Origin of the sequence: Xanthomonas sp. WHRI 10204 (assembly GCF_040202875.1) — a bacterium.
In the GTDB taxonomy this organism is placed as follows: domain Bacteria; phylum Pseudomonadota; class Gammaproteobacteria; order Xanthomonadales; family Xanthomonadaceae; genus Xanthomonas.
On the sequence record NZ_JBEGDW010000001.1, the window covers coordinates 644546 to 671191 of the forward strand.

At 65.6% G+C, this 26646-nt stretch carries 20 protein-coding genes and 1 other RNA gene; 12 read left to right on the top strand and 9 right to left on the bottom strand.

Translation table 11 applies throughout. The annotated features are described in order from the left end of the window. Positions 1–21: 21 nt before the first annotated feature. The 4 genes from ABQZ00_RS02870 to ABQZ00_RS02885 all read right to left on the bottom strand — a co-directional run bounded on the left by ABQZ00_RS02870 (position 22) and on the right by ABQZ00_RS02885 (position 2339). Positions 22–636 (bottom strand): OmpW/AlkL family protein, encoded by a 615-nt coding sequence (locus ABQZ00_RS02870; RefSeq protein ID WP_323516441.1) that lies wholly within the window; start codon positions 634–636, stop codon positions 22–24. A 126-nt stretch (positions 637–762) separates the two neighbouring features. Continuing rightward, positions 763–839, bottom strand: a non-coding RNA gene (locus ABQZ00_RS02875) — sX9 sRNA. 61 nt (positions 840–900) lie between these two features. Further along, the gene (locus tag ABQZ00_RS02880) at positions 901–1524 is read right to left on the bottom strand and encodes an OmpW/AlkL family protein (protein ID WP_055848732.1); all 624 of its coding nucleotides are present in this window, start codon (positions 1522–1524) and stop codon (positions 901–903) included. 302 nt (positions 1525–1826) lie between these two features. Beyond that, positions 1827–2339, bottom strand: coding sequence for an SgcJ/EcaC family oxidoreductase (locus tag ABQZ00_RS02885; RefSeq protein ID WP_311260603.1), 513 nt, complete (start codon positions 2337–2339; stop codon positions 1827–1829). A gap of 451 nt (positions 2340–2790) precedes the next feature. On the opposite strand from ABQZ00_RS02885, the gene gap reads away from it, so the two are divergent. From gap to ABQZ00_RS02920, 7 genes are all read left to right on the top strand, one after another. Beyond that, the gene (gene gap, locus ABQZ00_RS02890) at positions 2791–3792 is read left to right on the top strand and encodes a type I glyceraldehyde-3-phosphate dehydrogenase (protein WP_005988872.1); all 1002 of its coding nucleotides are present in this window, start codon (positions 2791–2793) and stop codon (positions 3790–3792) included. A gap of 327 nt (positions 3793–4119) precedes the next feature. Then, a complete protein-coding gene (locus tag ABQZ00_RS02895; protein WP_323537644.1) occupies positions 4120–6930 on the top strand; it encodes a DUF2339 domain-containing protein in 2811 nt (936 codons plus the stop codon). Continuing rightward, positions 6927–8270 (top strand): DUF3999 domain-containing protein, encoded by a 1344-nt coding sequence (locus ABQZ00_RS02900; RefSeq protein WP_323537643.1) that lies wholly within the window; start codon positions 6927–6929, stop codon positions 8268–8270. Before ABQZ00_RS02895 ends, ABQZ00_RS02900 begins: the two co-directional genes overlap by 4 nt. Positions 8271–8719: 449 nt before the next feature. Further along, entirely contained in the window at positions 8720–9895 is a 1176-nt protein-coding gene (locus ABQZ00_RS02905) for a phosphoglycerate kinase (protein WP_115562754.1), read from the top strand. Then, the gene (locus tag ABQZ00_RS02910) at positions 9892–10539 is read left to right on the top strand and encodes an HAD family hydrolase (protein ID WP_115554467.1); all 648 of its coding nucleotides are present in this window, start codon (positions 9892–9894) and stop codon (positions 10537–10539) included. Before ABQZ00_RS02905 ends, ABQZ00_RS02910 begins: the two co-directional genes overlap by 4 nt. Positions 10540–10795: 256 nt before the next feature. Continuing rightward, positions 10796–12262, top strand: a complete 1467-nt coding sequence (gene pyk, locus ABQZ00_RS02915; protein WP_055848745.1) for a pyruvate kinase — start codon at positions 10796–10798, stop codon at positions 12260–12262. Positions 12263–12960: 698 nt separating this feature from the next. Continuing rightward, positions 12961–13965, top strand: a complete 1005-nt coding sequence (locus ABQZ00_RS02920) for a class I fructose-bisphosphate aldolase (protein WP_055848751.1) — start codon at positions 12961–12963, stop codon at positions 13963–13965. A gap of 421 nt (positions 13966–14386) precedes the next feature. Here ABQZ00_RS02920 and ABQZ00_RS02925 read toward each other — a convergent pair whose 3' ends face one another. The 4 genes from ABQZ00_RS02925 to cobA all read right to left on the bottom strand — a co-directional run bounded on the left by ABQZ00_RS02925 (position 14387) and on the right by cobA (position 18560). Next, on the bottom strand, positions 14387–14926 hold the full coding sequence (locus ABQZ00_RS02925) for an O-acetyl-ADP-ribose deacetylase (RefSeq protein WP_323537642.1): 540 nt from the start codon (positions 14924–14926) through the stop codon (positions 14387–14389). A 269-nt stretch (positions 14927–15195) separates the two neighbouring features. Beyond that, positions 15196–15702 (bottom strand): methyltransferase family protein, encoded by a 507-nt coding sequence (locus ABQZ00_RS02930; protein ID WP_055850303.1) that lies wholly within the window; start codon positions 15700–15702, stop codon positions 15196–15198. A gap of 679 nt (positions 15703–16381) precedes the next feature. After that, a complete protein-coding gene (cysK, locus tag ABQZ00_RS02935) occupies positions 16382–17341 on the bottom strand; it encodes a cysteine synthase A (protein ID WP_055848757.1) in 960 nt (319 codons plus the stop codon). A gap of 16 nt (positions 17342–17357) precedes the next feature. Continuing rightward, the gene (gene cobA, locus ABQZ00_RS02940; protein ID WP_323537641.1) at positions 17358–18560 is read right to left on the bottom strand and encodes a uroporphyrinogen-III C-methyltransferase; all 1203 of its coding nucleotides are present in this window, start codon (positions 18558–18560) and stop codon (positions 17358–17360) included. A gap of 163 nt (positions 18561–18723) precedes the next feature. On the opposite strand from cobA, the gene ABQZ00_RS02945 reads away from it, so the two are divergent. Further along, positions 18724–19704 (top strand): LysR family transcriptional regulator, encoded by a 981-nt coding sequence (locus ABQZ00_RS02945; protein WP_104616533.1) that lies wholly within the window; start codon positions 18724–18726, stop codon positions 19702–19704. Between the two features lie 10 nt (positions 19705–19714). Further along, a complete protein-coding gene (locus ABQZ00_RS02950; RefSeq protein ID WP_311238904.1) occupies positions 19715–19999 on the top strand; it encodes a hypothetical protein in 285 nt (94 codons plus the stop codon). 670 nt (positions 20000–20669) lie between these two features. Here the strand turns inward: ABQZ00_RS02950 and ABQZ00_RS02955 are convergent. After that, positions 20670–21866, bottom strand: a complete 1197-nt coding sequence (locus ABQZ00_RS02955) for a GAF domain-containing sensor histidine kinase (RefSeq protein ID WP_161961675.1) — start codon at positions 21864–21866, stop codon at positions 20670–20672. 304 nt (positions 21867–22170) lie between these two features. Between ABQZ00_RS02955 and ABQZ00_RS02960 the strand changes: the two genes are divergently transcribed. The 3 genes from ABQZ00_RS02960 to ABQZ00_RS02970 all read left to right on the top strand — a co-directional run bounded on the left by ABQZ00_RS02960 (position 22171) and on the right by ABQZ00_RS02970 (position 26549). Then, positions 22171–22605, top strand: a complete 435-nt coding sequence (locus ABQZ00_RS02960) for a hypothetical protein (RefSeq protein WP_323537914.1) — start codon at positions 22171–22173, stop codon at positions 22603–22605. A 192-nt stretch (positions 22606–22797) separates the two neighbouring features. Continuing rightward, positions 22798–24801, top strand: a complete 2004-nt coding sequence (locus ABQZ00_RS02965; protein WP_323537913.1) for a TonB-dependent receptor — start codon at positions 22798–22800, stop codon at positions 24799–24801. Further along, complete coding sequence (locus ABQZ00_RS02970; RefSeq protein ID WP_323537640.1) at positions 24801–26549, top strand: PepSY-associated TM helix domain-containing protein; 1749 nt, start codon at positions 24801–24803, stop codon at positions 26547–26549. Before ABQZ00_RS02965 ends, ABQZ00_RS02970 begins: the two co-directional genes overlap by 1 nt. The last annotated feature ends 97 nt before the right edge of the window (positions 26550–26646 follow it).

Genomic DNA, 26646 nt, shown 5'->3' on the forward strand with positions numbered 1-26646 from the left:
AACGCGACGGTGGCAGCGCGATCAGTAATAGACCAGGTACGAGATGCCATAGGTCAACGGATCGACCCGCGCCTTGCCAAGCCGCGCGCCATTGAAATCGACATTGCTGCGCGAATTGGTCCAGCGTGCATCCACGCGCAGCCCGCTGCGGTCGTTGAAGATGAAGTCCACACCGACATGCGCGGTGGCGCCGACCGAGTCGCCAAACCGCAGCTCACTATTGCCGAACGCTTGCTCGGTGTCTTCGCCCAGGAAGGTGGTGTAGTTGATGCCCACGCCCACGAACGGCGATACCGTGCCGTAGCCATTGATGTGGTACTGCAACAACACGCTGGGCGGCACCGACCAATAGCTGCCCACCTTGCCGACGCCTTCCAGCTCGAGATCGTGCTTGCCTGCCACGGCGGCATGCACCTCGATACCGAGGTTGTTGCGGATGAAGTATTCGTAGGTGAACGACAGCGCGGGCGCGCCCTTGATCTCGGCGCGTGCGCCGCCGAAATTGCCGCTGTCGGACTTGGGCGAGACATAGCCCGCGCCGTAGCCGGTCGTCCAGTGGCCGGCCGACTGTGCAAGCACGGGAGTGGCCGAAGCGGCCAATGCGATGGCGAGGGCGGTGCGGATGAACATGCTCATGGAATCCCCGGTAGGTCGGACAGGCGTTCGACGTGACTAACCTGTCCGCAACTCCGGCGGTGGATGCACGTCCCTGGACGTCAAGTGTGCCAGAGATGCACCGCGCTTGCTGCTGTGACTTAGAGTGGCTAACAGAACCTAGCGAGCAGTCGTCAGGTGGGTGTGGACGGCGCGCTCGGAAGCGGCGTGTACGCGTGGTACATGCCGCACCGAGCACCGGCCGCGCCCGCCTTGCGGTGGGCACAGTCGGTTTGTTAGCTGCTCTTAGAACCGGTAGACGTACGCCGCGCCATAGACCAGCGGGTCGATGTTGACCGTGCCGATGCGGGTGCCGTTGAGGCGTGCTTCGCTGTCGATGTCGATCCAGCGTGCGTTGACACGCAGCGCGCCGCGCTCGCTGAGCTTGAAGTCCAACCCGGCGTGCAGGGCCAGACCCCACGAATCGTCCAGTTCCAGCTGGCTGCCGGCCAACGCGCCGCGGGTGTCGGTGCTGAAGAACCGCGTGTAATTGATGCCGGCGCCGACGAACGGCGACACCTTGCCCTGGCTGTTGAAGTGGTACTGCAGCGACACTACCGGCGGCAGATGCTTGGTGCTACCGACGCGGCCCAGCCCACGCAGAGCGATGTCGTGCTCGAACGGCAGCGCTGCCAGTACCTCGATGCCCAGGTTGTCGGCGATGAAGTACTCCGCGGTAAAGGTCGGTTTGATGTCCTTGCCCACGTCCGCTTCGAGCGTGCCACCGACCAGGCGGCCATTGTCGGATTTAGGAGCAACCTGGTGCGCGCCGACGGCAACGGTCCAGTCGCCTTTGGATTGAGCCAGTGCGGGGACGCTGGCAAGGCTGGCGGCCAAGCCGGCGAGCAGAAGGGTAGAGCGCATACGCATAGAGATTCTCGTTGTGTGCAGGGGTTGGACGAAGTCTTGTAGGTTTGCGCGGCTGCCGCCTTGATCCTGATCAAACCAAGGCCACTACGCGCCGGGGCATCGCGATGCGGGTGGTCATGCGTGGACTGCAGCGTCGCTGCGCAATGGCAGCAGCGCTGCGCGCCGTGGCGGTCATCGCATGCAGGTCGCAGGTCGGATGTGCAATGCGCTGCGGGCCGCGCCACCGTCGGCGGGGGAGGTGTGCCGACGGTGGCGCGCGGGAGGCCGCAGACAGCGGGCGGCGTACTCCGAGGCGCCCGCATTTACTTGGCCTTGGCGACCTGCGGCGCATCCACTTCCGGCATCGCCGAGCTGTGGTGGTTGATGATCAACCACTTGCCGTCGCGCTTTTCGTAAACGAAGGTGTAGCGCGCCTGCACGTCGCTTTTCTTGCCGCTCTTGTCGGTCAAGGTGAAGGTGTAGACGCCGGCATCCACCGCGCTGTCGTCATCAAGCACACGTACGGTGCGGTAATTGATCACGCCCTTGGGCTTTTTGGTCAGGAACATTTCGAAGTAGTTTTCGATCTGCTCGCGCGAGGCGCGCACTTCGTTGGAGACCGTCGGCAGCAGCACGCCGTCCGGTGCGTACAGATCGGCAACCTTGTGCGGGTTGCCTGTCGCCAGCGCTGCGTTCCAGGTGTCGAACAGTGCGGCGACTTCACGTGCTTCACCGTCGACAGGCAACGCTGCCTTTTCGGTGTAATGCATCACGCCAGCGGCCAGCGCCGGGGTGGCAGCCAGAGCCAAAGCCAGAGAGAACAGGGTGCGACGCATGGGAATCTCCGTGTAGTTGATTGGGTGCCTCAGCAGGCAGAGCCAGTATCGAAATCCACGGAGCGCCGAAATGCTGCTGTTCGGCATATGCATGAATACGCTTTTCGGCGTATTTAGTTGAATTGTAAGTATTTGGAAAATAAAGCGTATGCGTTGATCCGGTGCGTTGGATGACGCTTGGCCCCGATGGCGCGATTTGCGCGTGGGACGCTGCAGGGGGGATCAGTGGACAAGGTCGGCGAGCAAGTCGCGACATCAAGCGCAAGGCAGAGCGCCGTGCACCGGCGTCCGCCGAACTGGACAAGGGGCACCGCGGACGGGTTGAAGGCAGGCAATGACTCATCCCGAACCCCCGCCCACACGCAACAGCACGGCCGTCCAGGGAGGACGCTGTTAGAATGTCAGCCCCTTTCCATCCGCCGCGCTGTCGCGGCCGCAGGAGCTAGTGAACATGGCAATCAAGGTTGGCATCAACGGATTCGGTCGCATCGGACGCAACGTGCTGCGCTCTGCGGTGCAGAACTTCGCCAATGACATCGAGATCGTGGCCATCAATGACCTGCTCGAGCCCGACTACCTGGCCTATATGCTGCAGTACGACTCGGTGCACGGCCGCTTCAAGGCCGAGGTGTCGGTCGACGGCAACACCCTGATCGTCAACGGCAAGAAGATCCGCCTGACCCAGGAGCGCGACCCGGCCAACCTCAAGTGGGATGCCGTGGGCGCCGACGTGGTGATCGAATCCACCGGCCTGTTCCTGACCAAGGAAACCGCGCAGAAGCATATCGACGCGGGCGCCAAGAAGGTGATCCTCTCGGCCCCGTCCAAGGACGACACACCGATGTTCGTCTACGGCGTCAACGATAAGACCTACAAGGGCGAGGCGATCGTCTCCAACGCCTCGTGCACCACCAACTGCTTGGCGCCGTTGGCCAAGGTCATCAACGACAAGTGGGGCATCAAGCGCGGCCTAATGACCACCGTGCACGCGGCCACGGCCACGCAGAAGACCGTGGACGGCCCGTCGAACAAAGACTGGCGCGGTGGTCGCGGCATTCTGGAGAACATCATTCCGTCCTCCACCGGCGCTGCCAAGGCCGTGGGCGTGGTGATCCCGGAGCTCAACAAGAAGCTCACCGGCATGAGCTTCCGCGTGCCGACCTCGGACGTCTCGGTGGTCGACCTCACGGTCGAACTGGAAAAGCCGGCCACCTACGCCGAGATCTGCGCCGAAGTGAAGGCACAGAGCGAAGGCGCGCTGAAGGGCATCCTGGGTTACACCGAAGACAAGGTCGTGGCCACCGATTTCCGCGGCGAGACCTGCACCTCGGTGTTCGACGCCGACGCCGGCATCGCGCTGGACTCGACGTTCGTGAAGCTGGTGTCCTGGTACGACAACGAGTGGGGCTACTCCAACAAGTGCCTGGAAATGGTGCGTGTTGTTGCGAAGTAAGTTCTGACGTCGTGCAAAAAACCCCGGTTAGTCCGGGGTTTTTTTATGGGCGTTTCGCTCGTTCCGGTGGCAGGGCCGGTCGGGCGTGGATGTAAAGCCGTAGGTGTCCCCGAGACGTGTTGTCCGCCCCATGGCATGCGCAAGCTGCGCGGCTGGCTTTACTGCAAGATGCAGGCACCTGGTATGCGAGCCACCTGCTTTACCGTCCAGGTCGTCTTGGGGGCAGTGTCTTGTCGGGCGCTTATGCGCGGCGATGCCGACTTTCGTGCGTACGCCGAGTAGCATGGCGGCGCTAGAGTCGGCCGGATGCCGGCTAGGGGATAGGCGTTGGAAACGATAATCGTGCTGGTGGCCCTGGTGCTGCTCGCAGTGCCGGTGGGCGTGGTGATCGCGCTGGTGTGGATTGCCGGGCTGCGGCGGCGGGTGGATGCGCTGGAACAGCGGCTTGCGCACTGGCAGGCGGGGAATGTGCCTGCGGATGCAGCAGCGCGTGCGGCCGAGAGGCAGGCCTCTGCGCCGACGGACGCCTGGGCGCAGCCGGGCGACACGTCCGCATTGAACACCTCCACTTCCGACGCGGCGGTACCTGAGGCATTCGATTTGCCGAGTGCGTCGAGTCGCATTTCGCCGTCTGCGTCTGTGATGCAGACGCCGCCAACACTGCCCGCAGACGCGCCTGCAGCGTCGGTAACCAGCCCAACAGCGGAAGATGCGCCTGCTTCCAGCTGGCAAGCGCAATCGTCGCCGTCGGAGCCGCAAGGACTGCCACAGCAATCGCAGGAATTGCCTGCGCTGCCAGCGCAACCGGACCCGATCACGCGCGCCATCGGCGCTGTGAAGCGCTGGTTTACCGAAGGCAATGTGCCGGTCAAGGTGGGCATGCTGGTGTTGCTGGCCGGTGTGGCGTCGTTGTTGAAGTACGCCAGCGATCAGGGCTGGATGCGCATGCCGGTCGAGCTGCGGTTGGCCGGCATCAGCGTGCTGGCGCTGGCCGGTCTGGTATTCGGCTGGAAGCAGCGGTTGCAGCGGCCCGGGTTTGCGTTGGCGTTGCAGGGCGGTGCCATCGGCGGCTTGTTGCTGACGGTGTTCGCGGCGTTCAAGTACGGCTTGCTGGGCGCCGGGCTGTCGATGGGCGTCAGCGTGGTGCTGATTGCCGGTATGTGCGTGCTGGCGGTGGTGCAGGACTCGCGCACGTTGGCTGTGTTGGGCGTGCTGGCCGGGTTTCTTGCGCCAATCTGGCTGTCCACCGGCAGCGGCAATCATGTCGGGCTGTTTTCGTATTACGCCGTGCTCAACGCCGGCATCGTGGCGATAGCGTGGACGCGGCCGTGGCGGGTGCTCAACCTGCTTGGATTCGCCTTTACCTTCGGCATCGGCACGCTGTGGGGCGCGCTGCAGTACACCCCTGCAAAATTCGCCAGCACCGAGCCGTTCTTGTTGCTGTTCTTCGCCATGTATGTCGCGATTCCGGTGCTGCATGCGCGGCGCGGCGACGGCAGCGCGGGCAAGCTCATCGATGGCAGCCTGTTGTTCGGCACGCCTTTGGTCGCCTTTGCGTTGCAGGCGCGTTTGCTGGAAGGCGATCGCCTGCCATTAGCGTTGTGCGCTCTCGCCGTGGCGGCGTTGTATGCAGGTCTTGCGAGCTGGTTGCTGCGGCGTGCCTCCACACGTTTGCTGGGCCAGGCGCACGCGATGCTGGCCGTCGGCTTTGCGACGCTGGCGGTGCCGTTGGCGTTGTCGGCGCGTGCCACCGCCAGCGTGTTCGCGCTGGAAGGCGTGGGGTTGTTGTGGCTGGGCCTGCGTCAGCAGCGACGTATTCCGCAGATCAGCGGTGTGGCCTTGCAACTGCTGGCAGCGGTGGGTGTGGCCTTCGGTGTGGATGCGTGGCGCTACGACAGCGTGGCGGTGGCTAATGCCACCTGCATGAGCAGCTTGCTGATCGCCATCGCCGGCTGGGCCAGTGCCTGGTTCCTGCGCGATGCGGGTTATCGGCGGAGCGCGCTGGTGGCGTATCTGTGGGGGCTGGGCTGGTGGACCATGTGCGGGGTACACGAAATCCTGCGCTTTGCCGGGGATCTGCGCAGCGAGCCGGATCTATTGCTGGGCTTCGTCGCGTTCAGCGTGTGGCTGGCGGCCGAGGTGCACCGCCGTCGCCCTGCCGCTGCATTGGTGTGGACGGTCATGGCGGGTCTGGCGCTGGCCGCGCCGTTGGCGCTTTGGCAGAACCATGCGCATACGCAGCCCTTCGCGCACTGGGGTGCTCTGGCCTGGCTGGCGTTTGCGCTGGCAGGCACGCGGGCGTTGTGGTGCCTGCGGATGCAGCCTGGCGCAGGCGCCGTGGTCGCGCAGTTCATCTGGTGGCTGTTGTGGCCGTCGGTGGTGTCGTTGGGTGCGGCCTGGCTAGCCGATGCGTTTGCGCTTGCCAACGGCTGGCGCTGCGCCTTGCTGGCGGTGCCGTGGCTTGTCGTGGCGACCGTGGGCTTGCTGCGCTGGCCGTGGCTGACCTGGCCGCAGGGGGCGCGCTTCGATCCTGCGCGCACCGGGTTGCTGAGCTGCGTGTTCGCGGTATTGGGTATCGGTTGGCTGCTCGCATTGCTGGATCCGGTCAGCGCCGCGCCATTGCCATGGGTGCCCTTGCTCAATCCGGCCGAACTGGCGCAGCTGGCGGTGCTTGCCTTGGTCGCGCGCTGGGCGTGGTCGACGCACGCGCCGGTGATCCTGCAAGGTCGGCGCGTCACTGCGCTCGGTGTGCTGGGCTGGGTGTTGATCACCGGCAGCACCTTGCACAGCGTGCATCACTGGGGCGGGGTGCCGTGGGATGCCGCGCTGGTTGGCGCGACGGTGTCGCAGACCAGCCTGACCATCGTCTGGAGCGTGCTGGGTGTGCTGGGTTGGGTGGTGGGCTCGCGTCGCGGGCAGCGCGGACTGTGGCTGGGCGGTGCTTTGCTGATGGGCCTGGTGCTGGCCAAGCTGGTGCTGGTCGATCGCCAGCACCTGGGCAATCTGCTCGGCATTGGCTCGTTCATGGCCTACGGCCTGTTGTGTACGGTGGTGGGGTATCTGGCGCCGGCGCCGCCGCGCCCGGCGATTGAAGAGCGCGCTGTCGACGACGATGGCGCGGCAAAGGATCAGGCATGAGTACGAAACAGTGGGGATGGGTGCTGCTGGTGCCGCTGATGGCGCAGGCGGCCGATGTGCGGCAGGACTATCGGCAGCAGTGGCCGCTGCAGGTGGCCGGCTCCGACGCCGGTATGTATCAGCTGACCTTGAACGAAGCGGTCTATCGCAGCGCAGTCGATGCGGAATTAGGCGATGTCACGGTGATCGACGCGCGTGGCGAAGAGATGCCTACCGCGCCGCTGCCCGTCGCCGCTGAGCCATCCGCATCGCGTCGGCAGCGGTTGCCGTTGTTCGCATTGCCCGAAGGCGCTGCGCCGGCCAACGGCGATCTGCAGTTGATCGCCGAGCGCGATGCCAGCGGGGCAGTGCGGCGGCTGGAAGGCCGCTTTGCAACCGGTGCGCCCGCAGCGCCCGGCGGCGGCAGCTGGTTGATCGACGCCAGCGCATTACGCGATCGCCCGCGTGCGTTGTTGCTGGACTGGGAGGGCAATACGCCGGTGCAGGCGCAGCTGCGTGTGGAGGGCAGCGACGATCTGCGCGACTGGCGTGTGCTCGCTTCCGATGCAACAGTCATGGCCTTGGACAATCAGGCGCAGCGGCTGCAGCAACGCCGCATTGCGCTGGACGATGGCGCACGTTACCTGCGCATCGTGCCGGTGTCGGGCAGCCTGCCGCCGCTGCGTGCGGTCGATGCGGAAGTGGATGGCGTTATCGCGCCCACCCAACTGTCCTGGCTGGACTTGCAGGGCACTGCCCAGGACACCGGCGTGACCTATGTCGTGCCGGGTCGCTTTCCGATCACGCAGCTGGATGTCGGCGGCGGTCTGGCCGAAGCGGTGGAATGGATCGTGGAAAGCCGCGATGCAGACGACGCGCCATGGTCGCGTCGCGCCGGGCCGTGGTTGGCGTATCGGCTTGGCAATGGTGCATCGCCACCGCAGCTGTTGTCCGCGCCCGTGCGCGATCGTCAGTGGCGATTGGTGGCTGCCCAGGGCCGCAGCACCGCGGTGCCGACCTTGCGGGCGGGCTATCAGCCGGAGCGATTGATGTTTCTTGCGCAGGGGCAGCCGCCGTATGCGCTCGTCGCTGGCAGCGCGCGCGTGCAACGTGGCGACGCGCCATTGGCCTCGATGCTGCAGGCGCTGCGGCAGGAGCGCGGGATGCAGTGGCAGCCCGTGCAGGCCAGTATGGCCGCGCAGGCACAGCCGCTTGCCGGCGATACGGCACTGCAGCCGGCCGCCACGCCGCGCGACTGGAAACAATGGCTGCTCTGGGCGCTGCTGGTCGGCGGCGCCCTGCTGGTCGGCGGTTTTGCGGTCAGTCTGCTGCGCAAATCCGGTACGGAGCGGCCGCTGTAACGCCGCGCTATCGCACACTCGCCAGATCTGTGCGGGCGGTGCGGGTTTGCCGCTTTGCTGCGAAGGCCGGACAATGGGCATCCCCCGTCGCCGAGGCAGCCGCATTGCCCGTCGTGTTCGACCGATCAGAGTTGGCGCCATCCGCATATGCGGCAGCGCCCGTCCAGCGCACTGCCTTGTTGCGGTACGGCGCGCCGATCCCGACTCCTGATGACCCAATCCCCGCCGCCAAGGCGGTCGCATTGCGCGGCGTCTCCGATCGACTGCCGCTCGTGTTGGCCGCAGTTGCAATGGCGGCATCTTTGCAAGGCGCTGCCCCGTCAAGGCGGCGCAGTAGCGTGATTTCCTCCGCGCACAGAGCGTGCACGCACGCGTCCAACGCAGGCGCGGCGCCGTGTACCAATCCCTAATCCCGATTCCCTAATCCCCAGACTTAGCGAGCCAAGCCCATGTCCATTGTCCGTATGACCGACCTCGATCTCTCCGGCAAGCGCGTGCTGATCCGCCAGGATCTCAACGTGCCGATCGACAACGGCCAGATCACCTCCGAGCAGCGCATCACCGCCTCGGTGCCCACCCTCAAGCTGGCGCTGGAAAAAGGCGCGGCCGTGATGGTCACCTCGCACCTGGGTCGTCCGAAGGAAGGCAGCTGGAGCGAAGAAGATTCGCTGGCGCCGGTCGCCGCGCGGCTGACCACCTTGCTCGGTGTCGAAGTCAGCCTGGTGCGCGATTGGGTGGACGGTGTGGAGGTCGCGCCGGGCCAGGTGGTGCTGTTGGAAAATTGCCGCATGAATGTCGGCGAGGGCAAGGACGACGAGACCCTGGCACGCAAATATGCCGCGCTGTGCGATGTGTTCGTCATGGATGCCTTTGGCACCGCGCATCGCGCGCAGGCGTCCACGCATGGTGTGATCCGCTTCGCGCCGGTGGCCGCCGGTGGCCCGCTGCTGATGGCCGAACTCGATGCGCTGGCCAAGGCGCTGGATAACCCGGCCAAGCCGCTGCTGGCGATTGTGGCCGGCAGTAAAGTTTCGACCAAGCTGGAGCTGCTCTCCAACCTGGTCAACAAAGTCGACCAGCTGATCGTCGGTGGCGGTATCGCCAACACCTTCATCGCCGCCGCCGGGTATGCGGTGGGCAAGTCCTTGAACGAGCCGGATCTGATTCCGACCGCCAACCAGATCGTGGCGGATGCCAAAACGCGCGGCGCCGAGATTCCGCTGCCCACCGACGTGGTCGTCGCCAAGCAGTTCCTGCCCGATGCGCAAGCCACGGTGAAGTCGCTCGATGCCGTCGAGGCGGACGATCTGATTCTCGACATCGGCCCGCAGACTGCGCAGCACTATGCCGAGATGATCGCCAATGCCGGCACGGTGGTGTGGAACGGGCCGGTCGGCGTGTTCGAATTCGAGCCCTTCAGCCACGGCACCGAAACCCTGGCACGCGCGATCGCCGCATCCAAGGCGTTTTCCATCGCCGGTGGTGGCGACACCCTGGCTGCGGTGGACAAGTACGACATCGCCAAGGACGTCACCTACATCTCCACCGGTGGCGGCGCGTTCCTGGAATTTCTGGAAGGCAAGACCTTGCCGGCCGTGGCCGCACTCGAGGCCCGCGGCAAGTGAGTGCAGCCACGCTGTTCTTCGATCTGGACGGCACGCTGGTGGATTCGGAACCGGGCATCGTCGCCAGCATCGTGCATGCCTTCGATGCCGTGGGCCAGCCGCGTCCATCGCCGCAGACCTTGCGTGCCTGGATCGGCCCGCCGTTGCGCGACAGCTTCACCGAGTGTTTTCCGCAGGATCCGGAGCTGGTGCAGCGCGCGCTGGGCCTCTACCGCGAGCGCTACGACGCGGTGGGCTGGACCGAACTCAGCGTGTTCGATGGCATCGGCGAGATGGTCACCGGCCTGCAACGCGCCGGCCATCGCCTGGCCGTGGTCACCTCCAAGAACGAGCGGTACGCGCGCCGCATCGTCGAGCACCTGCCGTTTGGTGCGTGCTTCGAGAATGTGATCGGTGCCAGCGAAGATGGCGAACGCCGCTTCAAGCCGGACCTGATCGCCGAAGCACTGCGCCGCCTTGAGATCGACAAGACCGGCTGCGTGATGATCGGCGACCGTCGCATGGATATCGATGGCGCCAATCACCACGGCATCCACAGCATCGGCGTGTTGTGGGGCTTTGGCGACGAGGCCGAACTGCGCACCGCAGGCGCCGGCGCGATTGCACACACCCCGGCGCAACTGACCCAGTTGATCCACGCGTGAGCGCTGCGTATCGGCGGTGGCGCTCGCTTGGTCGATGCCTGCGCGTTGCGCAGCGTGATGCCGCAGAACGCTCTTCACTGCCACCGGGTTAGGGTGGCGACCGCATCGCGTTGCCCAGTGCAACGCGTGCGTAAACGGACGTACTGTCCCGCACTGTCTGTAAGACATGCCGGAATAAGAGGGTGGCTATGCCGCAATGCCATCCTCGGTACGTGACGTGTGTGTTAAGTTTCGCGGCTTTTACAGGGAGGCCATCATGAAAGAACGTCAACGCCGCACCAAGATCCTCGCCACCCTCGGACCGGCAACGGACGCGCCCGGTGTGCTGGACGCTTTGTTCAAGGCGGGCGTCAACGTGGTGCGCCTCAACTTCAGCCACGGCGACCCGTCCGGCCAGGCCAAGCGCGCCGCCGAAGTGCGTGCCGCCGCTGCGCGTGCCGGTGCCGAAGTGGGCATCCTGGCCGACCTGCCGGGCCCGAAGATCCGTATCGAGCGCTTTGCCGAAGGCAAGATCAAGCTGACCATGGGCGCGCGCTTCGACCTGGTGGCCGATGTCAATGCGCCGGCCGGCGACCAGAATCAGGTGGGCGTGAGCTACCTGGGTCTGCCGCAGGACGTGGTGGCCGGCGACGTGCTGCTGCTCGACGACGGCCTGGTGCAGTTGCAGGTCACCGACGTGCAGGGCGCGCGCATCGTCACCACCGTGCTCAACGATGGTGTGCTGTCCGACCGCAAGGGCTTGAACAAGCAGGGCGGTGGCCTGTCGCTGGGCGCGCTGACCGAGCGCGACAAGGAGCTGATCGGCATCGTCGCCAAGATCGGCGTGGACTTCATCGCGGTGTCGTTCTGCCGCAATGCGCAGGACATGCACGACGCGCGTCAGATCGCCCAGCAGCACGGCTGCGATGCGCAGCTGGTGTCCAAGATCGAGCGCACCGAAGCGATCGAAAATCTGGTCGAAATCGTCGAAGCCTCCGATGTGGTGATGGTGGCGCGCGGCGATCTGGGCGTGGAAATCGGCGATGCCGAATTGCCGGGCCTGCAGAAGAAGATCATTCGCGAGTCGCTGGCGCAGAACAAGGTGGTGATCACCGCCACGCAGATGCTGCAGTCGATGGTCGAAAGCCCGATCCCGACCCGCGCCGAAGTGCTGGACGTGGCCAACGCGGTCATCGACGGTACCGACGCGGTGATGTTGTCGGCCGAAACCGCCGCCGGCGCCTATCCGGTGCGCGCGGTGGAAGCGATGGCGCGTATCTGCCTGGGTGCCGAGCACCAGTTCGAATTCGACACCGACTTCGAAGCGGCGCAACGCAACCTGCAGCGCGCCGATCAGGCGATCGCCATGGCGACCATGTTCCTGTCCGAGCACATCGGCCTGGGCGGCGTGGTGGCGTTGACCGAATCCGGCGGCACGCCGCGCTTCCTGTCGCGCTTCCGCTCCAACATGCCGATCTACGCCTTCACCCGTCACGATGGCGCGCGTCGCCAGATGGCGATGATGCGCGGCGTGTTCCCGATCAGCTTCGACAGCCGCGGCCTCACCCCGCGCGAAGCGGCACGTGCGGCCATCCGCCTGCTGGTGGAAAACGAGCGCATGGGCCCGGGCGACCGCGTGGTGTTCACCAGCGGCGAGCACATGGAAATGCACGGCGCCACCAACACGCTGCGTCTGCTGGAAGTGGGCGAAGACGGCCGCGCCACCGGTCTGGGCGAGCTATAACGCACTGCCGACCATTCGCGGATGTCGATTGACGTCCGCGGCGGGTTGAACAGCACGCACACAGCACAACGGCGGCCTTCGGGTCGCCGTTGTGCTGTGTGCGGTTCGGTGCGTCGGGCGTCATGGCATTCGGCATGCACTGGCCTGAGTGCCGTGTGGCGTACGCACCGCGGGTGCATTGCATGTCGCTGATCGCAAACGCATTCCATCGTGCGTGGCTCGATTCAACAGGCCTGGATCGTCGGCGCCATCTGCTTGGCCGCTATCGCGCTCCAGATGCGGCGATGCTGCCGACAAAACGACTGTCGCGCGGCACGTCTTCGCAGGCACGCGACCTGTGCCCGTCCACGTGTTGACGTGATCGATCGACGCGGCAACTGATATGCCTGCAGGTTCTGCGCAGACAGTGGGGCATGCAGATCTACCGCTACACGTGCGCTGCTACGGTGATCGCAGCGCATGTGCAGACCTTTTTGCAGCATCGCGCGCTTGCATGCAGACATTGCGTCCGCACGCGCTTGTGCAAGCGTTGGCAACCACACACCACAGCGATGGCGCCTTGTGCAACGCGATGCGAGCGGCGCCACACATCCTGTCATGCAGGCAAGGTGTAATCGGTTGCAGGCATTCCGTGAAGGAATGTGTACGACTTTCGTCGCTATACTTTCGTTCTCCCCCGCAGCTGCCACAGGAACTACATGAGCATCGAACAGCTTGCCGAAACCGCCCAGGCCATGGTCGCCCCGGGCAAGGGCATCATCGCCATCGACGAGTCGACCAGCACAATCGCAAAGCGTTTTGCCAGCGTCGGCATCGAGAACATCGAAGAAAACCGCCGCGCTTACCGCGAACTGCTGCTGACCACGCCCAAGCTGAGCGATTACATCTCCGGCGCCATCCTGTTCGACGAGACCATCCGTCAGAAGACCAAGGACGGCGTGCCGTTCGCCAAGTACATGGCCGAGCACGGCATCATCCCGGGCATCAAGGTCGACAAGGGCGCGCAGCCGCTGGCCGGCATGCCGGGCGAACTGGTCACCGAAGGTCTGGACGGCCTGCGTGCACGTCTGGAGGAGTACTACACGTTGGGCGCGCGTTTCGCCAAGTGGCGTGCGGTCATCAACATCGGCGAAGACATCCCGTCCGGCACCTGCATCGAGGCCAATTCGCATGCGCTGGCGCGTTATGCCGCGCTGTGCCAGGAGCAGGGCCTGGTGCCGATGGTGGAGCCGGAAGTGATCATGGACGGCAGCCACGACATCGAGACCTGCTACGAAGTCACCGAAGCCACGCTGCGCTCGCTGTTTGGCGCGCTGTATGAGCAGAACGTCGTGCTCGAAGGCACCATCCTGAAGGCCTCGATGGTCATCTCCGGCAAGGGCTGCGAAGAGCAGGCCAGCGTCGAGGAAGTGGCCGAGTCCACCGTGATGTGCCTGAAGTCGACCGTGCCGGCGATCCTGCCGGGCATCGTGTTCCTGTCCGGCGGCCAGACCGACGAGCAGTCCACCGCGCACCTCAACGAAATGCACCAGCTCGGCAATTTGCCGTGGCCGCTGAGCTTCTCCTACGGCCGCGCGATGCAGCAGGCCGCACTGAAGCTGTGGGCCAAGGACATGACCGGCAACTTCGCCAAGGCGCAGCAGATCATCTATGAGCGCGCCAAGGAAAACGGCCTGGCGGCACTGGGCAAGTGGAAGGGCTGATCGAGTGATGGCGGCCGCAAGGCCGCATCGCCGGTAAGACCAGAGCGCCGGCAGCGATGCCGGCGTTTTTTATTGAGTGTCGACGTGCGGGTTGACTACGCCCAGGTGCGGGCCAGCTCTGCGCAACGCAGCTGCAACGCAGCCGCAACGCACGAAACACTGCGGCGCCGTCGGGCGGGTATGGCCATTGCCTGGATCGGCATGCACAGGTGCGGATACCTTAGTTCCTAGGCGCTGTCTGCACTCGCCTGACGCTCGCTCCGTTTGTCAGCCGCTCCTGGTGTGATCGGGCGAGCTAAGGCTGTGCATCAGGGCTGCGGGCCAGTAGTGGCGCGGTTGAAAGACGACGACGGGATTCCACTGACCGAAACGCAACGAGCGCCTTGCGGCGCTCGTCAGTGCAAGCTGCATTGCATAGCGATCAGGCGGCCGCGGTGTCCTGCGTTGCCAGTGCCTGTTGATACGCCTTGTAGGTGGCCTCGTTATAGGCCACCAGCACGATGTGCTTGGGCACCTTGTGCGAGCGCTGCCAGTCACGGGTTTCAGTCACGGCAATCCGTGCGGCCTGGTACAGCGGGTAACCGTAGATGCCGCAGCTGATGGCCGGGAACGCGATCGAATGCAGCATCATTTGCTCGGCAAGTTTGAGCGACTGCCAATAACAGTTGGCCAGTTGCTCCGGCTCGTTGTGCTTGCCGTCGCGCCACACCGGGCCCACGGTATGAAACACATGGCGCGCCTTCAGATCGAAGCCTTCAGTGATGCGGATTTCGCCGGTGGGGCAGCGTACGCCCGGGCGCACCTGCGGCAGCGCTTCACAAGCGTGCATCAGACGTGGGCCGGCAGCACGATGGATGGCGCCATCGACGCCGCCGCCACCCAGCAGTGATTCGTTTGCGGCGTTGACGATGACGTCAACGTCGAGTTCGGTGATGTCGCCTTGCCAGACTTCGATTCTCATAGCGCGATAGTTATGGGATTTGAATGATGAACGCGTGATGGGGTCAGGCGTTGCGGAGCCCCACGCTAGGGCCCATTCAGCTCACACGCTGCGACAGCCCACGACGGTGCCGGAGGCGCAGTAAAAGATCAGCCAGAATCGGGTTTTCGGACGAAACAGTCGCGGCAACGATTGGAAGAATTTATCGCTGGCGGCAGGGAGTTACCGGCGCCCCTGCCTGCCAAACCGCCGCCGCATTGCGCGACGCGGCGCGACCCGCGCGTTGCGCGTCAGAGCCAGCGGCGGACGCGCGTGCAGTACGCAGTGTAGGCGCGGCCGAATTCGGCGCGCAGGCGGCCTTCTTCGAACGGGATCAGGTAGAACTGCAGCGCCAGCCACGGCAGCGGCAGCAACAGCACGCCCCATAGATAGCCCATCTGCACGGTCAGGCCCAGATAGCTCAGGATCAGGGCCAGATACATCGGGTTACGGGTGAAGCGGTACGGCCCGGTCAGGACCAACTGCGAGGGATGGCCGCTGGGCAGGATGGTGGTGCGACGGCGCGCGAACAGCACAAAGCAATTGATGGCCAGGGCCAGGCCCAGGCAGGCGACGATGCCGCCAAGCAGTTCGATCCAGGCCAACAGGTCGGGCGGCGGCAAGGGCAGATCGAACCGCCGTTGCAGCCAGGCGCCCAGGGCCAGCGTCGCAGCGAAGTGCACGGGCGACGTGATCTTCACCAGCCACGGCGCGCGTGCGCTGCGTGTGCCGCCGTGCCCATACGATTGCTTGCTCACCACACTCTCCCTGCAGAACGGCGGACATCCTAACGTTTCCTTGACAAGGAGGGGAGTGCATCCATCGCAATGCAATGTGTGGCTGGGGGCACGCTGAGGCAGGAGGCCTGGCGACCGAGAAAGTGGGGTGCGGCGCGTCGCGATGACGCGCTCTTCCTCTTCCATGGGGCGGAACTCTGCTTGTCTGAAGCGCACGTGGGTGCGGCTTCGCTGTCGCAATGCGAGGCCATCTTGCGGTGATCGATCAGCTGGTAAAGCGCTTTTCGATTGCATACCAGCCATCAGGGTTTCGAGTTGATCACTCGATGTGCGGCGATGATGGGTGTGGTGCCTACCGCCTATGGCGATGCGAACGCCCCTCCACAGTTGCCTGACTTGCTGTGCCCGGTTCGGTTGCTGACTTTACTTCTCAAGGCGCTCGTCACGGCTGCGCTTGGCGCTGTTGCGCGAGCGCGATGGATTCGGCAATCAGGCAGCCCGGCATGTGGTCCGCGTTGCAATCCAATCCAGCGCGCGCGATCGAAATGGTGGCCGCGCTTCGCTCACTGGTGGCCGCGGTTAAAACGAGCAGGACTATTCCAGTCTGCCGATCGACCGCGCTTCCCAGGTCCCCGGTCCCAGAACAAAAAAGGCCGCGCTAAACGCGCGGCCCTCCTGTGCCAACCAACCAACCGTCCGCTCAGGGCAGGCCAGCCAGCCAATCGTCATCCGAGCCTTCGTTGATGTCGGCGAACAGCGGGGTGGAGAAGTAGCGCTCGCCGGTATCGGGCAGCATCGCCAGGATGACCGCGCCGGGTGCGGCAGACTCGGCCACGCGCAGCGCCGTGGAGACGGTGGCACCGCCGGAGATGCCGGTGAAGATGCCTTCTTCGGCGGCCAGGCGGCGGGCGATGGTGATCGCATCGCTGTCTTCCACGCTCAGTACTTCGTGCGCGACCTCGCGATTGAGCACCTCGGGGATGAAGTCCGGGGTCCAGCCCTGGATTTTGTGCGGTTTCCAGTCCTGGCCCTGCAACAGCGCGGCGCCTGCCGGCTCGCTGGCGGTGATGCGCACTTCCGGGCGGGCGACACGTAGCACTTCGCCTACGCCGGTGAGCGTGCCGCCGGTGCCCCAGCCGGTGACGAAATGGTCCAGCCGGTGGCCGGCGAAGTCGCGCAGGATTTCGGCGGCGGTGGTGTTGCGGTGATAGGCCGGGTTGGCCGGATTGGCGAACTGGCTTGCCAGGAACCAGCCATGCTGCTCGGCCAGCTCCTTGGCCTTGCGCACCATGCCGCTGCCGCGCTCGGCGGCCGGGGTCAGGATGACCTTGGCACCATACGCGCGCATCAGCTTGCGGCGCTCGATGGAGAAGGTTTCCACCATGGTGGCGACGAACTTGTAGCCGCGCGCGGCCGCCACCATCGCCAGTGCCACGCCGGTGTTGCCGGAGGTGGCTTCGACGATGGTATCGCCGGGTTTGAGCAGGCCACGCTGCTCGGCGTCGAGGATGATCGCCAGCGCCAGGCGGTCCTTGACCGAGCCGCCCGGATTGAACGCCTCGACCTTGACGTACAAGGTGACGTTGTCCGGGGCGAGGCGGTGGAGTTTGACCACCGGGGTGCGGCCGATGGTGTCGAGGATGTTGTCGTACAGGGCCATGGGGTCTCCGTCGAATTCAGGCTGCGTGGGCGAGTGTGGGCGTGTCGGGCGTTGCGATGGGTGAGTGTGGCAGCGGCGCGCTGAGCGGTGCAGTGCCGAACCAATGCAGTGTCGGCGCGAGCGCGGTCACTTCGCCCAGGATCAGCAGAGCGGGCGCCTGCACCTTGAACTGCCGTGCGGTGCTGGCCAGGGTGGCGAGCGTGCCGGTGATCACCCGCTGCTGCGGGCGCGAGCCGTTTTCCACCAGGGCGAATGGCGTGGTGGGCGCGCGGCCGGCCTGCAGCAGGCGCTGCTGGATACCGTCCAGGCCCGCCACGCCCATGTAAAAGGCCAGCGTCTGGCGCTCCTGGCCCAGCGCGTGCCAGTCCAGCGTGTCCAGCGAATCCTTGCAGTGCGCGGTGATCAGGCGCAGCGATTGCGCGTGATCACGATGGGTGAGCGGGATGCCGGCATAAGCGGCGCAGGCGACCGCGGCGGTGATGCCGGGGACAACCTGAAAGCCGATGCCGTGCGCGCGCAGGAATTCCAGTTCTTCGCCGCCACGGCCGAACACGAACGGGTCGCCGCCCTTGAGTCGCACCACCCGGCGCCCGGCGCGGGCGTGTTCCAGCATCAGCTCGTGGATCTGTTCCTGGCGGGTGCTATGGCCTTGCGCGGCCTTGCCGACTTCCACACGCACTGCGCCGCGGCGGGCCAGTTGCAGGATCTGCGGGCTGACTAGGCGGTCGTACAGCACCACCTCGGCCTGCCGGAGTGCGCGCACCGCGTGGCGCGTGAGCAGGCCGGGATCGCCGGGGCCGGCACCGACCAGGGTCACGCTGCCGGGGGAGAGCGGTGCGACACCTGCCTGCGGCGCGGGGGAGGGCGCCGGCGCAGTTGCGGATGCGGCCGGCGCCGCGCTGTGGGTCAACAAGCGCTGGCTGCTTGCTGCGGAGCGCAGCGCATCGTTGTGTTCCGGCTGCTCGCTGGCGGCGATGGTGAGCCAGACGGGGGCGTCCGGCAGCGCCAGCCAGGCGGGGTCGAAGTAGCCGGGCAGCCACCGAAGCCGACCAGCTCGTGCCCACTGCTGCAACTGTGGGGTCAGTTGCGGGGCGCCAACCAGCGGCAGCGCGCCGGCCTGCAGCAGGTTGGCGGTGGCGCGTTCGGCATCGGCACCGCCACCGACCACCAGGACGGCACGGCCACGCAGGTCGGCAAGGAGCGGGAACGCAGAAGTCACGGACCGGGGCATCGAAAGGAAGGGCCAGACCGTAACGCCGGCTTATAGCCGTCGGAAATGACTTCATGCGCCCTAAAAATAGCGTTCGGTTATAAGCTGGGCCGCAGAACTCCTCTACAGTCCAAGTCCTTGTGGCGCCTCGCGCTTTTTTGGATATAAGCCCATGACGCTGACCCAACTTCGCTACCTGGTGGCCATCGCCGATGCCGAGCTGAACATCACGCTGGCGGCAGCGCGTGTGCACGCGACCCAGCCCGGCCTGTCCAAGCAGCTCAAGCAGCTGGAAGACGAGCTGGGCTTTTTGTTGTTCGTGCGCAAGGGACGCAGCCTGGACGCGGTGACGCCGGCCGGTGTGGAAGTGATCGAGCGGGCACGCGCGGTGCTGTCGGAAGCCAACAACATTCGCACCTACGCCGCCAACCAGCGCCGCGAAAGCCAGGGCCAGCTGACCCTGACCACCACTCACACCCAGGCGCGCTTCGTGCTGCCGCCGGCGGTGGCGCAGATCAAGCACGCCTACCCGCAGGTGAGCGTGCATTTGCAGCAGGCGGCCGAAAGTGCGGCGCTGGATCTGCTCAGCCAGGGCGATGCGGATATCGCGGTGGTCAGCACCGCCGGCGGCGAGCCCAGCGCAGGCATTGCGGTGCCGCTGTATCGCTGGCGGCGGCTGGTGGTGGTGCCGCGCGGGCATGCGCTGGACACGCGGGTGGCGCCGGACATGCAGGCGCTGTCCGAGCACCCGCTGATCAGCTACGAATCGTCCACCCGGCCGGGCTCGTCGCTGCAGCGGGCGTTTGCGCAGGTCGGGCTGGAACCGAGCATCGCGTTGACCGCGCTGGATGCGGACCTGATCAAGACCTATGTGCGCGCCGGGCTCGGCGTGGGGTTGGTGGCCGAGATGGCGGTCAACGCCCAGGACGAAGACCTGCGTGCCTGGCCGGCGCCGGCGCCGATCGCCGAGTGCATCGCCTGGGCGGTGCTACCGCGCGACCGCGTGCTGCGCGACTACGCGCTGGATCTGGTGCATGTGCTGGCGCCGCAAATCGACAAGCGCGACCTGCGCCGTGTACTGGACGGCAATCAGGCGCCGAACTGGCCGCTGCCGCCGACCTGGGAATCGCTGACCCAGACCATCACCAGTTGAGAGCTACGCGATGACAAAGCCAGTACGTCCGTCGCTCAGCAGACTGTGGTCGCCCGAACCCGATGGCGGCATGTCGTTGCAACTGTCGGCAAACATCGACGGACGCGAGCACGCCATGCTGACGGTGCTGGCCGACCCGCAGGACGAATCGCTGTGGGTGGCGCTGCAGGCCGGCGCAACGCCGGTGCAGATTCCGCTGGCCGTGTTGCGTCAGCTGCTGGAAGTGGCGGCCGAGGACGTGCATTCGGCGGCGTGGTTTGCGCAGCAGGGGGATGAGGCCGGGATTGGAGATTAGGGAGTTGGAATTCGTAACAGCGGTTTCTGCCCCGTCGTCGTCGTGCGCTGGGTGTGTTGCGTGCTGTTGTTGTCGTGTCCGCTAATGCGAATTGCATGTTGCACTGCAGCGTAGAGTAGCCCGCAAATCCTCTTTGCAATCAATGCCATGCAATCGCTGGTCGATGCGCTGCGCGTGTTGCTGTCAGTGATTCTCCCTACACGTGTCAGGGCCGTCTTAGCCGCGTTGTCGGCACCCATCAAGTTGGGCGCGGCGCTGTCGTAAACCCTTATAGCAACCATGACGCGACACTTCGGACGTCTAGGGGTGGACGGCGCAGGACCGGCGATGCAGGTATCGCTTCACCGGTGTGATCAGTGGTGTCGTCGAAAGGTTGCTAGCGCTGTCGCATCACTGTTGCGCGAGGCTGCGCACACAGCGCGGCTGGCGCACCCGGGTCCCTGGGGAGAGGCCTGGCGTGTTTGGCGGCGGATCCGGGTCGGGAGCTCGGGTCCGCCTTTTTTTTGCCGATTTTTCGCCAAAACAATCGCAGCACGCGCCGGCGGCCGAGCTGGGTTGGCCGCTCTTGGCGAGCGCCGGATACTTGAATCAACGCCTGTGAAGCGACGTGCGCCAGGCCTGCTGCACAGCTGCGCGGTCGCACATCGCCACGCAGCCGCGCGGGACGGCGTCAGGCCAACGGAATGCGGACCGAAAAACAGGTCCCGCCTTCCGAACGTGGCCGTACCTTCACCTCGCACCCTAGCGTCTCGGCGGTGCGGTGCACGATCCATAGCCCGATGCCCAGACCGTCGCTGCGCGGGTCGGCCTGGCGGAACGCCTGGAAGACCTGCTCGGGCTGCTCAAGATTCAGGCCGATGCCGCTGTCGATGATTTCCACTACCGCATAGCCGGGCCGGCGGCGGGTGCCGACCAGCACGCGTCCACGCTCGGTGTATTTGATCGCGTTGCCGACCAGATTGCCGATCAGGGTGGTCAACAACGTCGGGTGGCTGCGCACGCGCAGCGAGGTCGGTACGTGGCGCAGCGACAGGCACTTGTCGATGGCCGGCTGGCGCCAGACGCCGAGCACCGAATGCAGCACGTCTTCCAGCTGCAGCGGCTGCAGATCCGGCATGGCGGACTTGCTTGCGGCGGCCAGCGTGGCCAGTTCGTCCAGGCTGCGACCGACCAGGCTGATCGCGTCGCGCGCAGTCACCAAGGTCGGGATGGAATCGACGTTGGCATGCCGGCGCATCTTGTCGATGGCGTAGGCAGCGGTGCGCAGCGGAGTCTTCAGATCGTGCCCGGCAATGGCCATCAGCCGGCTGCGATAGCGATCGGATTCTTCCGCGATCAGCAGCGCACGGCGCAATTCCAGCTGCGCCATGGTCTGGCGCGCGAGCGCGCGTAGCGCCTCGACCTGTTCGTCGGTGAGCTTGCGCGGCTGCCGGTCGAGGACGCAGACGGTGCCTAACGGCAGGCCGTCCGGCGTCTTCAACAGCGCACCGGCATAGAAGTACAGCGGCGCTTCGCCGGTCACCAGCGGGTTGCGCGAAAAACGGCTGTCTTCGCGCGTGTCCGGCACCACCAGCACGTCGCTGTCGAGCAGCGCATGCGCGCACATCGACTTGAACAGCGGCGTCTCGCGCTCGCCCATGCCGAGTTCGCTCTTGAACCACTGGCGGTCGGCATCCACCAGGCTGATCAGGGCGATCGGGGTCTGGCAGATGATCGACGCCAGCCGGGTGATGTCTTCGAAGGCGGCCTCGCGCGGCGTATCGAGGATGCCGTAGCTGCGCAGGGCCTGGAGGCGCAGCGCCTCGCTGGGCGGTTTGGGCGCGCAGGGAAGTGGCTCAGCCGCTGGATCGGACAGGACAGTACTCATGCGCGCGCTGGATGAATGGGATGAAGTCCAAGCATAGGGCATGGCGACGCCTCGCATGCGCGCGGTCTTATACGCACCGGTAGAACTGTGACTGCCGGCCTGGACAATGGGGCGGCAGTGATATTCAGGTGATGGGCTGCGCTTCATCGACTCGGCCGTGGCGATGGCTGGCGGGGCCCAGGTCGACAGGCGGCAGCGGGCGATGCCAGTCCGCCCGGACGCCTGCGCGGGTTTGGGTGCGACATCCGGTCGCGCATCGGCCGCTCCCATCGCTCCCGCCGACATGGCGGCTTACACTGCGGCGATGCCCGCGCTTCATCGCCATCGTCTGTTGCACCTGCTCGCCTGCCTGGCAGTGGCGCTGATGCTGTTGGCGCCGTTGATCAGCCGCTGGAGCCAGGCGCGCATTCTCGAGCCGATGTGCATGAGCGGCCCGGCGCTTGGCACCAGCGCTGCAGTGCATGCGAGCCACGCGCCTGCGCAAGCGCACAGCGCAGTGCCTCGGGATCACGGCATGCCCGGCGCCCCGCAACGCGCCGGCGACCATGACGCTGCGCTGCATCGCGAAGCCTGCGACTACTGCATGTTGGCCGCGCGCCTGCTGCCCTGGCTGGCACTGCTGGTGGTGTGTCTGCTGCAGCAACGCCCGGTGCCGATGCCGCTGCCCGCCGCGGTGCGGGCATGGTCGGCCTTGCGCTGGACCGCCCTCGGAGCGCGTGGGCCACCGTTGTACGCCTGAGCCTTGCCCCGTTGCGGGCGTCCGTTCTGCTGCAGCCTGTCTGCGCCTGATGCGTTGGCATGTCTGCGCACACTCGATGGACGACGCATTCTTTGAATGAAGCCGGTGCTTGCCCTGTGGGGGCGGCGCGCGGCGGCATTGCCGTGGTGTCGCGGCAAAGGGTTGGTCATGCGGTTACGGTTGTTGAAAACGATGTGGTACGCGCCGTCGTTGGCGCTGGTGTGTGGCCACCCCTGGCAGGTGCAGGCGCAAGATGCTGCATTGACGCTGGGCAAGGTACAGGTGAGCGAGCACGTGCAGCGCATGCCAAGTAGCGCGCGCGTGCTGAGTTCGGTGGACGTGATCGGTGGTGCGCTGCTGCACGATCAGCACGTGGATTACAGCTGGGAACTGCTGATGCGCGCGCCCGGCGTGCAGGTGACCCAATTCCGTATGGGCACCGATGCAGGGCGGTTTTCGTTCCGTGGCTTCAACGGCGAGGGGCGGATCAACGCGGTCAAGCTGCTGATCGACGGTATCCCCAGCAACGACAACGCCGGTGGCATGCCGTATCTGGATGCGGTGTTTCCGCAGGACATCAGTGCGATCGAAATCGTGCGCGGCACCAACGATGCGCGGTATGGCTTGAACGCCATCGCCGGCAGCGTGGATGTGCTGACCCGCACCGGTGGCAACGATGGCCGGCTCAGCGTGACCGCGGGCAGTTTCGGTGCACGCGAAGTGCAGCTGGGCAAGGGCGTCGAGCGCGGCCCGTGGAGCCAGAACTATGTGCTGGCCTGGCGCGATTCCGATGGCTATCGCGCGCACGCCGATGCGCGCAAACGCAGCGTCGCCGGCAAGTGGTTCTACACCGACCCGGATGGCGCCTTCCGTGCCGGGCTGACCACGCGCTACTACGACAATCACGCGCTGGAGTCGGGGTATCTGGATGCGGCCAGTGCGCGTGCGGCGCCGCGCAGTTCGCCGGCCTATGCGCAGGACGATCGCAGCGAGCGCCATGTGCGTCAGACCGCATTGCATGCCGATGGCACGCTGGGCGCGGACGCGCAGTGGAGCGCAAAGGCCTACCAGAACGACTACCGCAATCAACGCTGGGTCCGTTTTTCCGCCGCCGGCCTGCAGCAGGAGCGCGATACCGATGAAACCCATCGCGGTGTGCTGCTGCGTGGCAACTGGCAGCCCGACTGGGGCGTGTGGAACGCGGCGCTGGAAGCCGGTGCGGATGCGCAGTGGCAGGACAACCAGTCGCAGCGCTACCGCACCGTCGCACGCGTGCGCGGCGCGCAACTGCGCGACTGGAATTACGATCTGCACACCCAAGGTGCCTATGTGCAGGCGGTGCTGAGCCCGGTCGACCGCTTGCAACTGGTGCCGGGGTATCGCATCGATCGTGTCGATGGCACCTTGCACGACCTGCTGGCCGGTGTCTGGGCGCCGACCTACGACTACGGCACCATCAAGCAACCCAAGTTCAGTGCCAGCTACCGTGTGGGCGAACAGAGCAGCGTGTACGCCAACTGGGGACGCACCTTCCAGATCGGCAGCGGCGATGGTGTCTACCGTCGCCAGCCGGGCAATCTCGGGCCATCGATCAACGATGGCTGGGAAGCCGGTTTCAAATTCGCTCCGTCGGCACTGCTGGATGGGCGGGTGGCGTATTGGGAACAACGTGCGTCTGGCGAAGTGGCCACCATTCTCGGTGTCAATGGCGTGGCCGGCATCGGCGATGTTGCCAACGTCGGCCGCACACTGCGGCGTGGGTGGGATGCGCAACTGAACCTGCAGCCTGCCGAGCATTGGCGTGCGTGGATGTCGTATTCGCGGCAGAAGGCCAGCATCGCCACGCCCGATCCCAGTGCGCCGGCCACGCGTGGCAAGGAGATCGAGAACGTGCCGCACTGGTTGGCGACGGCCGGGCTGGAGTGGCAGGTGAGTGCAGCCGTGCAGCTCAGTGCCTGGGGCAATGCGCAGGGCGATTACTACCTGGAGCGCAGCAATACCCTGGGTCGTACCGGTGGCTATGCCTTGCTCAATCTTGGCGCGCGCTGGAACGTGGATGCGCGCAACGCGCTCAGCGTGCAATTGCGCAATGTCACCGATCGCGCCTATGTGTACGCGTGGTACGACAGCGGCAGTTCCGGCTATTCGCCAGGCGATGGCCGCGCGCTGTCGGTGTCCTGGGATTGGAGTTTCTGATGCGGACACGCACTAGCACTGCCAGCGTCGACTTACCGCAGCGGGATGGCCGCTGGCGGTTCTATCGGGCCGTGTGGCGCTGGCATTTCTATGCCGGACTGCTGGTGCTGCCTTTCATCATCTGGCTGGCGCTGACCGGCGCGGCGTTTCTGTATCAGGACGCTATCGATCGCACCGTGCACCATGGGTTGAAGGTGGTGCCGGTGGGTGCGGCGCGCGCGTCCGCACAGCAACTGGTGGAGGTGGCGCAGCGCGAGGAGGGTGGGACGTTGTTCCGCTACACCACGCCCAAACGTGCCGATGCCAGTGCCGAGATCGGCCTGGTGGACGCGCATGGCACGCGCACGGTGGTGTATGTGGACCCGTATCGCGTGCGTGTGTTGGGTCGCTTGCCCGAGCACGGCACGCTGGCCTGGACGATTCGCCGGCTGCACAGCCTGGAGTTGATCGGCCCGTTTGCACAGGGTCTGATCGAAATGGCGGCGGGGTGGGCGATCGTGCTGGTGCTCACGGGTGTGTACCTGTGGTGGCCGCGCGGGCGACGTGGTGGCGTGGTCAACGTCCGTGGCACGCCGACGCAGCGGCTGTTCTGGCGCGACCTGCACGCGGTGACCGGCGCCGGTGTGGGTGCGATCCTGTTGTTTCTGGCGCTGACCGGCATGCCGTGGTCGTGGCTGTGGGGTGCGCAGGTCAATCGCTGGGCCAACGGGCACGACTTTGGGTATCCGGCAGGATTGCGTGTGCAGCAGCCGATGTCGGAGCAGCGCCTGACCGACAGTGGCGAGCCTGCGTGGTCGCTGCGGCAGGCGCGGTTGCCGGAATCTGCTGTGCCTGTGCCTCGTGCGCTGGATGACCGATTGCATGACGGCCAAGCGGGTGGGCTGCACGCGGCTGCGGTGCGTGCGGCCGACCCGCACCCCAACCCCCGGCCCGCGCTAGCGGCGTGGGCGCTCCAAGGCACGCGCGCCAGTGGCGCACAAACAGTGCCTTCTCGCCCCGAGGAGAGAGGGGCTAACTTCGACCATGCTCATGCACAGCATTCGGAATATTCGGAGCACTCAGAGCACTCGCAGCACTTGCAGCATTCGGATCACTCAGAACATTCAGCTCACTCAGAGCATTCGGAACACTCACAGCATTCGGCGCACTCAGAACATTCAAGCCAGTCAGAATATTCAGTCCATGCAGCGCACGGTGGCTCCGGCAGTCTCGCTGCGCCGGGGATGGGCGCGATTGCTCTGGATGCGGCGATGGCGCGGTTCGATGCGCTCGGCATTGCGTCGGGCTATAGCGTGTCGCCGCCGCGTGGCGTGCGCGGTGTCTATACCGCGACGGTGTACCCGGCCGATCTGCAGCAGCAGCGGGTGATCCATCTGGATCAGTACAGCGGTGCGGTGCTGCTGGACATGGGCTACCGCGATTACGGGCCGGTGGCCAAGACGCTGGAATGGGGCATCAATGTGCACTTGGGGCAGCAATACGGCACCGCCAATCAGCTGGTCCTGCTGCTGGCGTGCGCGTTGATCGTGCTGTTATGCGTCAGTGCCGTGGCGATGTGGTGGAAGCGGCGGCCGGTGGGTGGCTTGGGCGTGCCGCCATTGCCCGCCGACCCACGCACGCTGCGCGGGTTGCTAGTGCTGCTGGTGCTGTGCGGGTTGCTCTTTCCGCTGGTCGGGCTGTCGTTGTTGCTGATGTGGTTGTTCGATCGTTACTGGATGCAACGTGCGCAAGCGAGTGCTGTGGCGTGATGCGATGGCTGCGCGCATCGCTATCGCTGCACATGTAGCGATTGCATCTCTCAGCCGCTGTAGCTGTAGCTGTAGCTACAGCGGCAGCTCGCGTCGA